Source organism: Mesobacillus sp. LC4 (assembly GCF_053543455.1).
On sequence record NZ_JBGCUB010000001.1, the window covers coordinates 1,175,001 to 1,189,290 of the forward strand.

Consider the following 14,290-nt stretch of genomic DNA (forward strand, 5'->3'; position numbering starts at 1 on the left):
AGTTTTAATACTCTAATGGATGATCTCCATACCTTTCCCATAAAGCAGGAAACCTCTTTTTCAAACCTTCTTCATCATCCTCATCCCAGTCCAATTCCATTTCAGGAGGGATGGCTTTGTCTCCAGTCAGTTTTTCATATAAATCATAATAATCATCATAGTCCAGCCCTGTCTTTTCTTCATAGGCTATACTTGCGGCACTTATCAAGTCCTCTAACTGCGGGACATCCTCTTCTTCCTCAATGACTTTTAGATGGGGGATGATTTTTTCGGGATTACTTATGACTGTTTCGTATGTCTCTTTCCCCTGAAATAGCAGCCATGCTCTGAAATAATCAAAGGAATCATCCGAAGCCCCTCCCATGATGATATAGGCTGCTGCCCACAAATCGGAAGTGTATGACTTCTCATAATTTTGATTAAAAAAATAATCAAACATGACAATTTCCTTGACTGGCTTTTTTGCTAAATGGCTCACCAGCCATTCAATCTGTTCTTCAGAATCTTCCCCTTTTTGCTTGGCGGTCTTAAGAATCTCCCAAAATAGGATTTCAGACATAGAGCTTTCCTTCACAACCTGATCACCTGGATTAGCCGGAGTATAGCCTTTCTTCAATTTTGATTTAATCAGTTTATCTGCATCTTTTTGACAGGCTTCTTCAGTTTCAAAACTTTTCACTTTCACAGCTCCTACGGTTCCAATTTTCCCATAGGTAAGCGTATAACTCTTTCCGGAAACTTGAATTTTCCAAAACTTGTTAGAAGAACCATCTTTGTAAATGAGCGTTGTCACCATCGCATTCACACTCCTGCTGTCTTATTTCTGGTTAGAATGTTTCCTATCCTGAATGTCATCATTGTCCGAACCAGCTTCTCCTACTAAATTGTTGTAACTGAATTTATCTCTTTTAAACAAACGCTCTATTTCCATTTTAAGCTCCTCTAGTAACAGAAACGTAGACGAATGGCCAAGGCTTTTCAACACATACCTGTAATACCATTCTTGTTGGTCTTTTCCGCGTTTGAACCTGCTCCAAACTTCTTCGCCACTTTGTTCAACGTCCTGGCGTATGGACCTGGCATTATGTAATTTGTCCGCACAAGCTACTACGCGTATTTCTTCTGATGCAATCTTCAAAAATTCGATTGTGTGCTGCTTGCGTTCCTCCCAGGATAGAGACTTGTCGGGTTCAGAACAACCTTCCACGATTATCGCAATTTCCTTTCCAAAATCACGCTCTAAATCTGATAAGGTTAAATCCGTATCTTCTACCGTGTCATGAAGAATTCCGGCTGCTATCACTTCATTGGGATATCCTGCTTTTTGTAAAATCATGCCCACTGCCACAGGGTGAACGATATATGGTATATTCGTGTTTTTGCGATATTGCCCCTCATGTGCCAAAGAAGCAATTTGCAAGGCTTTCTCGATTAGTTCCATTCACTGTTGCCTCCAGTTTTTTCAGATACTTTATAACTTCTTTAATCGATCAGTAATTCCTTCCAATGAAAAATGGAAAAGCAGATTATTTTTCCAAAAATATTCTGCTATATTAGTTATATAAATCTAATGGAGGCTGACATGACAAAACTGACAGACCACTTAATCATCATCTCTTTTGACTGTCTTTCTGAGCATGATGTTCCATTGCTTAAGAAGCTGCCAAATTTCAAGTCTTTTATAGAGAAAAGCTCTTATTGTACACAAGTGGAAACGATTTACCCTTCTGTAACCTACCCTTGCCATGCGACAATCGTGACGGGTAATTTCCCTAATCGGCACGGTATTGTCAACAATACATTCATCCAACCTGGCAAAATTTCACCAGACTGGTACTGGCACCGCCATCATATAAAAGGGACAACCCTTTACGATGAGGCGAAAAAAGCGGGTATGAAAACTGCCGCTTTATTATGGCCAGTAACAGCAAAGGCAGATATTGCTTATAACATGCCTGAAATATTTGCGAATCGTCCATGGCATCATCAGATTCCCGTTTCACTTTTCAATGGAAGTCCTCGTTACCAGCTTGATATGAATCAGAAATTCGGCCATCTCAGAAATGGCTTGAGCCAGCCTGAGCTGGATGACTTCGTTCTGGAATCAACTGTGGAAACCATCAAAACAAGAAAGCCGGAGTTGATGTTGATCCATTTTGTCGATCTCGATTCCCAGCGCCATATGCACGGGTTTTCATCAGAAGAAGCAAAGGCTGCCCTTCACCGCCATGACGTGCGGCTTGGCCGAATCATGGAAGCCCTTGATGAGGCAGGGATTGCCGAAAATTCAACAGTTGTCATCCTTGGTGACCACAGTGCACTTGATGAGTCTAAAGTGGTGAAATTGAACGTATTATTTAAAGAAAAAGGACTTATCCAAACAAATGCTTATGGGAAAGTGACCGATTGGCAAGCATATTGCAAAAGCTGTGACGGGTCTGCCTATGTCTATATAAAAGATCCTAACGATGATGCTGCAAGAAACGAGGTCTCGGAAATCCTTGCTGATCTTATGCAGAACGAAAGTAACGGAATTGAAACTGTCATAACAGGCAGCGAGGCAAACGAAAAAGGAGCTGATGGCACGGCTTTCAGGATGCTTGAAGCGGCGAGAGGATTCTACTTCAGTGAAGCGATTGAAGGGCACTATATCGAAGAAGTCACCGAAGAGGACGCCAGGACGAAAAAGTATACCTTCGCCTGCCATGGTTATTCACCTGAAAAAGAGGGATATCACACCGTATTCTTCGCAGCTGGAAAAGGCATTCGTCCAGGAATTTCTGTCAAATCGATGCACCTTGTTGACGAAGGCCCCACCTTTGCCCGCCTGCTCGGCCTCGATCTCGGAGATACAGACGGTTCCATCCTAGAAGGGATATTGGATATTTAGAACCAGGAAAGAAGGTCTTTTGCTTGCTTGAAGCGAAGTATATTACTAGTTAGGATGAACTTTTTTCAGACAGCACATTTTTATTGCCGTTTAAATAGTCTTTTCATCTTTTAAGTCGGTATTAATATCATAAAAAAATATAATCATATTGGGGGCAAAAGGATGAAAGGTTTTACGAAGGAAGAGAGCAGCTGGATTCGTTATGACTGGGCAAGCTCGGCTTATTCGATTATCATTTCGACAGCTGTTTTCCCGCTCTTTTATAAAGCTTCCGCAACTGAGGCTGGTGTGAGCCTATCAAATTCGACAGCTTACTTGGGTTACACGATAGCCATTGCCACCTTCATTTTAGCGTTGATCGGCCCGATTCTAGGAACCATTGCCGACTATCAAGGTATGAAGAAACGCTTCTTTACTATTTTCTTTACACTAGGTATCACCTTCACAGCAGGCCTTGCCTTCGTCCCAAGCGGAAACTGGCTGATGCTGCTAGTTGTTTACACCCTTGCTGTGCTTGGCTCGACAGGTTCTAATGTTTTCTATGACGCTTTTATCGTTGATGTCACGACAGATGAACGGATGGACAGAGTCTCTGCACGTGGATATGGGATGGGGTACATCGGGAGTACCATTCCATTCATCATCAGTATCGCTATCATTATATTAGCTCAGACAAAGGTCCTTCCTATTTCAATGACCTTGGCCAGCCAGACGGCATTTATCATTACAGCTCTTTGGTGGGGACTATTTTCGATCCCATTGTTTAAAAATGTCCACCAAAAGCATTACATTGAGCGAGAACCGCAATTGGTGCTGCAAAGCTTTAGACGGTTAGGCAAAACCTTCAAGGAAATCCGCAAATATAGGGCATTATTTTTATTTTTATTAGCTTATTTCTTTTACATTGACGGAGTGGGAACGATTATCACGATGTCAACAGCCTATGGGACCGATCTGGGCATCAGTTCTACTAACCTATTAATCATCCTTTTTGCTACGCAGGTTGTCGCCTGGCCGTTTGCCATTTTATTTGGAAAACTATCCGAGCGTTTTACCGGTAAAAAGATGCTTTATGTCGGAATTACCGTTTACATCTTTGTTTGTATTTACGCTTACTTCCTGGAAACAACGACGGATTTCTGGATCCTGGCGATGCTTGTTGCTACCTCACAAGGCGGTATCCAGGCATTAAGCCGTTCATATTTTGCGAAATTGGTACCGAAAGCAAACGCCAATGAGTTTTTCGGATTCTATAACATTTTCGGGAAATTCGCTTCGATCATGGGGCCGCTAATGGTCGGCCTGACAGCACAGCTTACTGGAAATTCTAGCATGGGTGTGTTCAGTCTTGTTATCCTCTTTGTGATCGGGATGATCATCCTTGCCTTTGTTCCAGAACCTGAACAACAGCCACACGCTCCAGAAATCGTATAAATAGCAAGCCTCTGGGAAACCGGAGGCTTTTTTAAAAAAATTTATGGAGGTTTAATACTAAACTATGAAAAAATTGAGGCTTTTTCTCGTGATCATTGGCAGCCTGCTCCTTGTTTTCATCATAGTCACCATGTTCAATACTCTCACCTTGAAATCCCTTCAGCCCCCACCGAAACACTTTAATGGCACGATAAAAGAAGATCATGCAATCAACACCCTTTCAAAAGCGATCCAATTTAAAACTATTTCTTATCAGGATCGCAGCAAGATGGATATGAAAGAATTCGACCGCTTCATTTCCTTTTTAGAACAGAGCTTTCCCCTCGTACATCAAGAACTTGAACTTGAAAAAGTAAATGGTCATGCGCTTGTGTATAAATGGAATGGAGCAGGCAGTAATAAGCTCCCAATTGGATTAACTAGCCATTATGATGTCGTTCCTGTTCTTGAAGGTACGGAGGAAAACTGGAATCATCCCCCTTTCAGCGGGACCGTCCAAGACGAAGAAATCTGGGGACGCGGTACATTGGATGATAAAATCGGTGTGATTGGAATCCTTGAAGCTGCAGAACACTTGCTCAAAGAAGGATATCAGCCTGATCGTGACATTTACTTAATGTTTGGTCATGATGAAGAAATCGGCGGAAAAGAAGGAGCCGCATCAATCGTGAATACTCTTAATGACAGAGGAGTCAAGTTTGATTTCGTTTTGGATGAAGGAGGAGCGATTGTAGAGAACATGGTTCCCGGAGTCGATCAGCCTGTGGGAGTTGTCGGGATCTCCGAAAAAGGCTCAGCGACTGCAGAGCTATCAATCGAAGGCAGTGGCGGTCACTCATCTCAGCCAAAAAGCACGACAAATATTGGCAGGATTTCCGGTGCGATTGCCAAGCTAGAAGAAACCCAATTTCCTGCAGATCTTCAGGGACCAGGTGAGGATTTATTTGAATTCGTCGCTCCTGAAATGAGTTTCGGAATGAAATATGTGTTTGCAAACAAGTTTATTTTTGAACCTGTAATTGAAAAAATCCTGCTAGGCCAGCCCGCTTCTGCTGCGCTAATCAGGACGACGATTGCTCCAACTATTTTTCAAGCTGGCGAACAGTACAATGCCCTCCCTGAAAAAGCTTCCGCTATCATCAATCTTCGTTTAATGCCAGGGGACTCGTTGGAAGAAGTGAAAGACTATATAGAAAAAACAATTGATGACGAAGAGATCAAAGTAACAATCGAGGGCACTGAAGCCTCCGGGGTTTCTACCGTAGACAGCTGGCATTTCAAAACCATCCAGCAAAGCGCAAGGAATGTATACGGCGAAGCCATCATTGCTCCCTATCTGATGTTTGCCGGATCAGACGCAAAGCATTACGACAGTATTTCCGAGAACACCTACCGTTTCCTTCCAGTCCAGTTGACCTCGGAAGACCTGAACCGGATGCATGGAACGAATGAGCATATCAGTGTTGAAAACTACCTTAATGCCATTCGTTTTTATATGGAAGTAATACAGGAAAGCAATCAACAGTAGCTTAGGTAAATATTTTTCCAGACTTAATTGGTTTAGTCCCTAAAAAGTTATGCTTTTCTTAAGATTGAATCACTTTAATAAAAATTGAAAAGAACCAAACAAGATGTCTAAATAGATTCCAAATTAAGCCGATAAAACTAAGTAGATAATTAGCTTTAATGCACGAAAGGAACTTTTTTTGCATGAAATTCAACCTTCGAGCCTATATGGCTCTATTTTTTGGTGTCATCATCATCGTACTGACGATGCTGTTGAGCATAACAATCAGCAAACATTCTGGTGAAACGATTAAAAGAGAGATTGGAAACAGCCTGTCGACGACTGCTTATCATATGGCTGATAAATTGGATTCTTTCATGTGGTCAAGGATTGGGGAAGTTGAAGTCCTGAGCCAAATAGACGATATTAAATCCCCTGAGGATCTTCAGACTGCTCAGGAGCTGCTAGACCAATTAAATTCCAGTATTCCGGTCTTTTCCTGGATTGGTTTAACCGATGCTGCAGGGAATGTGGTAGCTGCCTCACATCAAATCTTGGTTGGGAAAGATATTTCTCAGCGTCCTGTTTATCAAGAAGGCAAAAATGGGACATTCATTGGCGATGTACATAACGCCGTGCTTCTTGCAAATTTGCTTCCAAATCCTACGGGAGAGCCGATGCAATTTGTCGACATCAGCAAGCCCCTAACAGATGCAAACGGAAATTTCACTGGTGTTCTCGCGACGCATCTAAGCTGGGAATGGTCACGTCAAGTGAAAGATGAAATTGTACAACCATTAAAAGACGAACTAAGCGGAGCTGAAGTGTTTGTAGTAAGTGGTAAGGACAATACTGTGCTTCTTGGACCACCTGATATGACTGGGAAAATATTAGATATCAATAGTGTACATAATGCCGTGAAGGGTGAGAATAATTGGCTTGTTGAAGAATGGCCTGATGGAAAAAAGTATCTTACAGGCTTTTCAATAGGAGATGGCCATCAAGATTATTCCGGTCTGGGTTGGATCGTCATCGTTCGAATACCTGCTGAGAACGCGTTTGCTCCAGTTGAAAATTTAAAAATCTTCATCATTAAACTTGGTACAATCACTGCTGTCATTTTTGCAGTCATCGGCTGGCTTTTTGCCGGGTTCGTAACAAGTCCCTTACGGAAAATAACGAAAGCTGCCCATAGTTTGAGACTGGGAAATGATGCGGCAATTCCGTATATAAAAGGGATTAAAGACCTTGAACTTCTATCTGGATCACTTAGGGAACTTGTTGATTCACTGGTAAGGACAGAGTCTAATCTGGGAGTCATGGAGAACCTCGCCCACCATGACCTTTTAACCGGCCTCGGCAACCGGGTTGCTCTGGATCAATTTTTAAAAAAGGCAAACAATATGGGACACTCGCTGTCATTTTTATATTTGGACCTTGATGGATTTAAACAAATCAATGATTCTCATGGACATCAAACCGGCGACATGGTACTCAAGGAAGTGGCAAACAGACTAAAAGAGAGTACGAGAAAGGAAGATTCCATTTTCAGACTCGGTGGAGATGAGTTCCTGATTGTAATGGATACACCAAATGAATCAATCGAAACGATCCTTGAGACGGTCGCAAATAAGCTGATCGCAAATATTAACAAGCCTTATACTTTCGATTATGTCATGCTAAAAGTTGGATGCAGTGTCGGAGGCTCAGTATGGCCGGATGATGATATCGACCCGTTTACGGTAATCAGTTATGCCGATGAGGCACTCTATGTATCCAAAAGATTCGGAAAAAATATATTCACCTTTCATCAAAATACATCTAAAAAACAAATGCCAGGAGCATAGACTCCTGGCATTATATTTAATCAGACTTAGTTTAATTTGGATTTCAAGAACCCCGATGCTCGCACTGCAGCCAGTAAAAAAAGAATTGTCGGTACAATTAGCTTTCTGTTCATATTGTACTTCTGTCAAATTAGTATATAGCTGAAATACTTTGTTGAAATTTATTTTATACCTCTTCACCCTTGTCTTTTAAAAAATCCTCCAGCCATTCATAATCTACCGACCCATTGATGATTTGATATTGGTACTGATCATGTAATAGAATATCCCTTTCGATCAAAGAAGGCATGGTGATTCTGTTGTCTTTGTATTCCAATTGAAACTGAAATTGCTCATCAGGATATTCTGAAAAAAAATCACGTTCGCCGACTTTTTTCACTTTATACTGACTAAAGAAATTCAATAATTCTTTAAGTGAATCGTCATCTGTAATTTGACGATTATAGGCCATTTCATCCTTTATCGGCAGATGCTTGAAATAAACCTTTTCGATGTGGGCTGAATCTAGCACATCCATCAAGTTCTTTTCACGGTCATCATTCCATTTGGTAACTCCATATATTAGGAAAATCAATATTGCGACTGTTAAAATAGATAAGTTTTTCTTTTTCAAACCCTCTCTCCTTCCTTATGTGATAAAAACCTCCCTAAAATCATGCCATAAATCCAGTGCCCTGCCATCCATATTAAAAACGCATAGGCATTTGTGATTGCCGGTGTCCGTTCTGAAAGAAGTGTCGTTGGATATAGCAGCAATCCAACAATTAAACTCACTTTCCATACAAATCGATAAATAGCTTCTTTCTTTAGGCTCTTCCTGTTTATGTATACATTCAATACGAAAGCAAGCACAATTGAAATGAACAAATGCAAACCGAATTCAATTATTTCCGGTAATTTAATATTTTTAAGGATTGGCACGTAATCCACATTCAGCAATAAGGTATATACCTTGAGGTTCGTAAAGAATTGAATCAATTTCAGAAATAATCCGAGGGCTATACCAGAAACCAACCCACCGACTAATGATTTTAATGTTGCTTTGATATGATTTCCTCCTTAAAATTCAAACTTCAATCACTCCTTAACTATTCGGGAAAAATAGCAGATATTCCTTTGTACCGACCCTAAGTTGAATTTAAAAATGGCTCATGATTCCACACTGTTTTAAAATAACCGGAAAAATTCCGTTTAAATTGAAAACGACTCTTATTTTTAATAAAATAAGGGTCGTTTTTCCGCTTATTCAATCCAAATCATTGGATTTGGACTTATTTTTTGCAGTTAACCGGAATATCTACGCCTATTTCAGCTCAAAAAGCTTCCTCGATAGACAATAACCGGAAATTCTCCGCTTATTAATTCTCATACCAACATGAAGATCAACAATGAATGATCACTGAGCCTAAATAAAGGAAAAGCAGATCTAAAAGACCTGCTTCCAACAGAGATTATTCGATTGCTTTAATCGTTCAATTTATTAACAGAGTAGTGCCATTAACATGTAAATTGTTCCTTGAAACCATTACCCCTGATTCGTTGGCCTAATGATAATTTCGTTCACAGCAACTGATGCAGGCTGTGAAAGTGCATAATGAACGGCGTTCGCAATATCTTCACTTCTTATAGAAGGAAGGTCCGGATTCTCAAATATAGGCTTCACTTCTGGATCAACAATTAAATTTGGCAACTCTGTATCTACGACTCCTGGGGAAATCGTGGTAGTCCTGATATTCGATTTGGTCAATTCTTTATTCAGTCCTTCCATGATCACCCTGGCAGCAAATTTCGTGGCACAATAAACTGTCCCTGAAGGGAAGATTCCATGTCCTGCTACAGAAGAAGTCGTGATGATGTGTCCACTGTTTCTTTCAAGCATGTGTGGAATGACTGCACTTACCCCATGTAATACTCCTTTAATGTTAACGTCTATCATTTGATTCCATTCTTCCACTCTATTATTCTTCATATAGGAAAGTGGCATGATTCCGGCATTATTGAAAAGCACATCGATTTGACCGAACTGTTCCAATGTGAAATCAGCAAGATTTTGCACCTGCTCCAATGAAGTGACATCGGTTGCTTTATATACAGCTGAAACGCCAAGTGATTGCAGCTCCTCTGCAAGCTGCTGCAACCGGTCTTCTCTTCTAGCAGCAAGAACAATTTGCGCCCCTTCATTTGCCAATTTAACAGCTGTTGCACGGCCAATCCCGCTGCTTGCCCCTGTAATGATCACGACCTTATTTTTAATTGCTGACATAATCCCCACTCCTTTTTTCATTTAATGTTGTTGATAATTTTGTAGCTTGTTCTAATGCATTTTTGAGTAAATAATTCACTTTATTAAGCTGTCTGTTTATAGAAGTCCTCAGCAAATAATAGTCATGTGTTCCCTTCTCCACTGCAGCAATTAAATTTATCGAGGAAAGCGCAGGAATTGGAGGTAAACCAATCGCCGCATCATGGTCGAATACATCAGTTCTTACATAATTAATGGGAACAAGATTGCGCGAGATCGCCATCATTAGCTTATTTATTTCTTTCTGTTTTTCAACCGACAAATCCGATGAAGATAGATCAGATTGTACATTCGTAAGTACTTCTTCAAGTTTATTTAATCGTTCCATCGTCATTTTCAAATCGACTTTATCACCAGCTGCTGTTTGATACTCTTTAATTGTGTCTTTGATTTCTTTTACCGCAGCCAGCTGGTTAATTGGCAATATTGGATTGGTTAATACTTTATAGATAGAAAGGGCATAGATTTCACAATCACGTTTTAGATTACCTGGATCAATTTTATCGATTGTATCTTCTACGGTATGCCACCACCAGCCAAATCCCCCTGCCTCTTTGCCTGCGAAAACTTGAAACACTTTCTGGGACATCGGGTCATTGGATAACGGTTGTTCCGACATTCCCATAAACAACGAAGGTACTCCCGCTCCCCAGAAAGATTGGTCGGCGTATTTCCCATACCTGCTTCCGATGTATTCCTGTCCGGTAATCTTCTTGACATAGTGAGAGGCAATATCCTTCGTTTCACTCATGCAATTACTTTCGCTCAGGATGGTAGCTCCCTTGCCTCCTACAGAATCAATATAGAAATGCATGACGCAATTTTCGTAAATTTCTTCCCAATGACGATCACAGTAGGCCTGTGACCCTGCATACCTTCCATGCGAATGTCCAGACCAAAAAGCAAAACGTATTGATCGTTTCAATTGCTCTTTATATTTTGAAAGCACTCTTGCCACTTCTAACATGGTCGCATTCGCCGAGCCGTTATCCATGGCTCCATAATGCCACGAGTCAATATGGCCACTGAATAAAACAAAATTCTCTGGCTCGTCTTTCCCTTTAATGTCAGCCGTTAACGTGGGAATTGCCGTCCATCTCGTTTCAACCTCGGTATGTAGTTCCACCAGGCCCTTTCCTTCCTGAAAGAACTGTTTAAGGATTTCCCCTGTATCATCATTTATTGATACGACAGGAATCTTCGGCATTTGAGAAATATTTTCAGGAGTTGGACTGCCCCAAACAGTAGAAACAATCATTTCGTGAGTATTAGGTCCATTGATAAAAATAGCAGCGAGGGTTCCGGCATCACTAAGCTTTGCTATAACTTCTGGACTTGCAATTCCTTCTACAACAGAAACTTTCCCATTAGAAAGAGAAAGCTTGTCATCTGAATAGTCACCAATATAAACAGATTCTCCACTTATTCCCCGCTCTGCAGTAGAAGGTGCCATAGAGTGAGTGATACAAGGCAACTCGATACCACCTGCCTTTAAGCTCGCTTTACCCGGCAGAGAAATATATGCTTGGTGAAAAGTAAGTTCAGTTTCCATTCCAAAGCTTTCCAAAGTCTTTTGAACAAACTTGAACGCACGAAGCTCTTCTTCAGATCCTGAGAGCCTAACCTCCTTGGCGATTTCCTTGTTATAGTCCATTAATTGATTCGCATCAATATGGGATATGATTTCTTTTTCCATCACCGTCAAATTATCCAAGGTTCTCCCCCCCATTTTTATTTATGAATGAACGCCACTCTCGACCTAAAATACTCATCTCATAATAACTCCAGTAATCGTCACCGATCCTGGATGCTTCTCTAATCAAACCCTCCGTATGAAAACCCATTTTCTGATAGAGTTTAAGAGCTCGTGTATTGAAGTCGTATACAGCAAGACTCACCTTATGCAGACTAAATTGTTCAAACGCTATATTTAAAAGCTTATTGACCATAATAGGAGCTAAACCCTTGCCTTTCATATCCTCATCACCAATTAAGACTCGGCACATTCTCGCATTCCGGTTATGAAAATTGATTGAACCAAGGGAAATATGCCCTATTACCTTCGATGATTCAAGGTGAATAACCTTAAAAGCATGAACTTTTGAATCTTCTTTATTTGCTTCCTTCAAATACTTTATAAGCTGTTGGTCAGTCAGCGGAAAGGAAAATCCTGTCCCGCTCCACTGAACCAAAAACTCAGGAGTATCTATCCAGCTTATAAGTTGAGGAATGTCCTCTTCTGTAAAATGTTTTAATTCGATCATGGTGACTGTCACCCTTTATTACAGAGAAAGTGAAGCCCCAAAAAGCCTCACCTTCAATATTTATTGATTCAATGTATTAAAAGCATCGAATTCTTTACCATGCAGCTGGCTGATTGCTTTGATAAAAGATTTGGTTGTGTGCGGTGTGTCATAGAGAATGGAGAAATACTCTTGTCGTTTTTCTTTAGGAGTTTCTTTATAGGCGTTTCCTACCATCCAGCGGCCGTAATAGTAGCAAGGGAAATAGGTTTTTTGTATTGGGTCTGAGAAGAATCGGAAGGCATTGTTTGCTTCAATTTCGGTAATGCCTCCTTTGTTGATTAAATAATCTATTGCTTCTTCCTTGGATACCTGACCGAGGTTATACAGATAACAGGCGTTTGTGGTAAACATCCTTTGATAGTCAAGGTAATTCCTTGCAAGCAAATACTGCTGCTTTTGTTCGTCTGTCACACCAGGTGTTTCTTCGTTAAGATCATCCCAACCGAGGAAGCTCAAGGCTGTTTCCGGTCCACCTTCAAACAATGCATTGGTTGGACTGTTGATCAGGTAATACGAAGCTTCAAGCGGAAGCTTTCCTTGCTGGAATAAGTAATCCCAGCGACAGTAGAACGCTTGGTGCCCAGGATATCCTTCATGTGTCATGATTTGAGCCAAAATCGGCTCTGTCCATGGTCGGTCAATATTGAAGGTTAAGTTTCCTCGATAGCTGCCGGTATATTTGGAATACCCGCTCCAAAATACTCCCCTGATCGGCTTGATCCAATCGATTCCATCTTCTTCTGGAAGTCCGATCACTCTTTTCAGTGTCCCTTGCTTGCTGTTTTCACGGAAGTTTTCGGCTACTGTAGTCACTTGTTCAGGATCAATCAATGTATCTGAGCGCCATGCAGTTGCTTTCTCGAATAAGCTTCCTTTATAGCCAAGGTCTGATAATCCTTTTTCAACCAAATCCCTTGCATGTTCTAACTGCTGATCAGTGATCAGGGTGGACGGCAACTCTTGAATGTTCGCAATCAGTTCTTCATATGGGACATTGTCACCCTGAAGGCTGCGAGCAAAATAACGGAATCCGTTCGCCATCGCTCTCATATATTCTCCTTCATGGCCTTCTTTCACTTTGAGTGCACTTTCAACTTCATCAAGGGCATCACCAATCTTATCAAAGCTAGAAAGCGTAGGCTTTATTTCACTATAACTTGCCGTAGCTACCTCCTGGCTGTGTAATTTTTGCGCCTGTTCATTCAAACTGACAACGATATCAACGATCTTTTCTCCCACTTGTTCTTCCGTCCATCTCAACATTTTCTTTTCCTCCTTAATTGACCGATTCATATGCCACCCTCCATAGATCTTCAATATCGGATAAAACTAGTTCCAGCATCATTTCATATAACCTTTCGCCTTTTTCAGCTGTCGCAGCGCCAGCATTGCCTAGATAACCATCTTCAAAAAATTTTAGTCCTGATTTTTCAAACTTGATCTTCGGATTTATCTTTAACTGATGGTCACCAGCAAGACCAGGATCAGCAAGATTCTCGTCAATGGCGAGAATCAATGATGTCTCGTCTTCACCGCCATGACCAGGTCCTTTTGTGATCTCTAAAATTTGTTCACGGTAATCCACCCACCAATTAATGGTTAATACCTTCATTCCAATGTCTGCAAGCTTTTCGGCAACAGTTGTCAAACTCGGGATATTTCCTCCATGTCCGTTGAACAAAACTATTTGTTCAAATCCATTCCGGTGGAACTCTTTCCCGATTTCAAAGACATATTGAGAAAAAGCTTCTGCAGATATATCAATCGTTCCTTCAAATGGAGCAAGACCCCAAGAATGACCGTAAGCAACTTCAGGTGCCATCAATATCCGATTTCCAATCCTCTGGTCCAGCCGTCGGACAAATTCCCGTGGTATCCATACATCCGTTCCAAGCGAACAATGCGGTCCATGCATTTCAATCATCCCAATGGGCAATAATACAGTGTCTACAGAATTTCTTATCTCTTTGAATTTAGAGGCTGTTAAATCCATCATGTACATAA

13 protein-coding genes are annotated in these 14,290 nt (G+C 41.0%); 4 read left to right on the forward strand and 9 right to left on the reverse strand.

Annotation, left to right across the window (positions count from 1 at the left end; genetic code table 11):
• Positions 1–4: 4 nt before the first annotated feature.
• Complete coding sequence (locus AB5I83_RS06030) at positions 5–796, reverse strand: DUF4240 domain-containing protein (protein ID WP_448973620.1); 792 nt, start codon at positions 794–796, stop codon at positions 5–7.
• 21 nt (positions 797–817) lie between these two features.
• The gene (locus AB5I83_RS06035) at positions 818–1,441 is read right to left on the reverse strand and encodes an HD domain-containing protein (RefSeq protein ID WP_448973622.1); all 624 of its coding nucleotides are present in this window, start codon (positions 1,439–1,441) and stop codon (positions 818–820) included.
• A 141-nt stretch (positions 1,442–1,582) separates the two neighbouring features.
• On the opposite strand from AB5I83_RS06035, the gene AB5I83_RS06040 reads away from it, so the two are divergent.
• The 4 genes from AB5I83_RS06040 (at position 1,583) to AB5I83_RS06055 (ending at position 7,678) form a co-directional block, all read left to right on the forward strand.
• A complete protein-coding gene (locus tag AB5I83_RS06040; protein ID WP_448973624.1) occupies positions 1,583–2,890 on the forward strand; it encodes an alkaline phosphatase family protein in 1,308 nt (435 codons plus the stop codon).
• Positions 2,891–3,052: 162 nt separating this feature from the next.
• Entirely contained in the window at positions 3,053–4,324 is a 1,272-nt protein-coding gene (locus tag AB5I83_RS06045) for an MFS transporter (protein WP_448973626.1), read from the forward strand.
• A 64-nt stretch (positions 4,325–4,388) separates the two neighbouring features.
• Complete coding sequence (locus AB5I83_RS06050) at positions 4,389–5,852, forward strand: M20 family peptidase (RefSeq protein WP_448973628.1); 1,464 nt, start codon at positions 4,389–4,391, stop codon at positions 5,850–5,852.
• A gap of 182 nt (positions 5,853–6,034) precedes the next feature.
• The gene (locus AB5I83_RS06055) at positions 6,035–7,678 is read left to right on the forward strand and encodes a diguanylate cyclase domain-containing protein (RefSeq protein ID WP_448973629.1); all 1,644 of its coding nucleotides are present in this window, start codon (positions 6,035–6,037) and stop codon (positions 7,676–7,678) included.
• Positions 7,679–7,844: 166 nt separating this feature from the next.
• Here the strand turns inward: AB5I83_RS06055 and AB5I83_RS06060 are convergent, their stop codons facing one another.
• The 7 genes from AB5I83_RS06060 to AB5I83_RS06090 form a co-directional block, all read right to left on the reverse strand.
• Entirely contained in the window at positions 7,845–8,291 is a 447-nt protein-coding gene (locus AB5I83_RS06060; RefSeq protein WP_448973631.1) for a hypothetical protein, read from the reverse strand.
• Entirely contained in the window at positions 8,288–8,656 is a 369-nt protein-coding gene (locus AB5I83_RS06065) for a hypothetical protein (protein ID WP_448973632.1), read from the reverse strand. The genes AB5I83_RS06060 and AB5I83_RS06065 overlap by 4 nt, the downstream gene beginning before the upstream one ends.
• A gap of 547 nt (positions 8,657–9,203) precedes the next feature.
• The gene (locus AB5I83_RS06070) at positions 9,204–9,941 is read right to left on the reverse strand and encodes an SDR family oxidoreductase (protein ID WP_448973634.1); all 738 of its coding nucleotides are present in this window, start codon (positions 9,939–9,941) and stop codon (positions 9,204–9,206) included.
• Positions 9,928–11,676: a M28 family peptidase gene (locus AB5I83_RS06075; protein WP_448973942.1), complete on the reverse strand. Its 1,749-nt coding sequence runs from the start codon at positions 11,674–11,676 to the stop codon at positions 9,928–9,930. The genes AB5I83_RS06070 and AB5I83_RS06075 overlap by 14 nt, the downstream gene beginning before the upstream one ends.
• Before the next feature lie 10 nt (positions 11,677–11,686).
• A complete protein-coding gene (locus AB5I83_RS06080; protein WP_448973636.1) occupies positions 11,687–12,244 on the reverse strand; it encodes a GNAT family N-acetyltransferase in 558 nt (185 codons plus the stop codon).
• Between the two features lie 60 nt (positions 12,245–12,304).
• Entirely contained in the window at positions 12,305–13,549 is a 1,245-nt protein-coding gene (locus AB5I83_RS06085) for a hypothetical protein (protein ID WP_448973638.1), read from the reverse strand.
• Between the two features lie 13 nt (positions 13,550–13,562).
• Positions 13,563–14,288, reverse strand: coding sequence for a creatininase family protein (locus tag AB5I83_RS06090; RefSeq protein WP_448973640.1), 726 nt, complete (start codon positions 14,286–14,288; stop codon positions 13,563–13,565).
• Between the last annotated feature and the right edge of the window lie 2 nt (positions 14,289–14,290).

Bases quoted from the DNA above. Each gene is read 5' to 3' on its own strand.
- AB5I83_RS06070 (WP_448973634.1), bottom strand. From the start codon at position 9,941: ATGTCAGCAATTAAAAATAAGGTCGTGATCATTACAGGGGCAAGCAGC.
- AB5I83_RS06075 (WP_448973942.1), bottom strand. From the start codon at position 11,676: ATGGAAAAAGAAATCATATCCCATATTGATGCGAATCAATTAATGGAC.
- AB5I83_RS06085 (WP_448973638.1), bottom strand. From the start codon at position 13,549: ATGTTGAGATGGACGGAAGAACAAGTGGGAGAAAAGATCGTTGATATC.
- AB5I83_RS06050 (WP_448973628.1), top strand. From the start codon at position 4,389: ATGAAAAAATTGAGGCTTTTTCTCGTGATCATTGGCAGCCTGCTCCTT.
- AB5I83_RS06040 (WP_448973624.1), top strand. From the start codon at position 1,583: ATGACAAAACTGACAGACCACTTAATCATCATCTCTTTTGACTGTCTT.
- AB5I83_RS06035 (WP_448973622.1), bottom strand. From the start codon at position 1,441: ATGGAACTAATCGAGAAAGCCTTGCAAATTGCTTCTTTGGCACATGAG.
- AB5I83_RS06045 (WP_448973626.1), top strand. From the start codon at position 3,053: ATGAAAGGTTTTACGAAGGAAGAGAGCAGCTGGATTCGTTATGACTGG.
- AB5I83_RS06080 (WP_448973636.1), bottom strand. From the start codon at position 12,244: ATGATCGAATTAAAACATTTTACAGAAGAGGACATTCCTCAACTTATA.
- AB5I83_RS06030 (WP_448973620.1), bottom strand. From the start codon at position 796: ATGGTGACAACGCTCATTTACAAAGATGGTTCTTCTAACAAGTTTTGG.
- AB5I83_RS06090 (WP_448973640.1), bottom strand. From the start codon at position 14,288: ATGTACATGATGGATTTAACAGCCTCTAAATTCAAAGAGATAAGAAAT.
- AB5I83_RS06055 (WP_448973629.1), top strand. From the start codon at position 6,035: ATGAAATTCAACCTTCGAGCCTATATGGCTCTATTTTTTGGTGTCATC.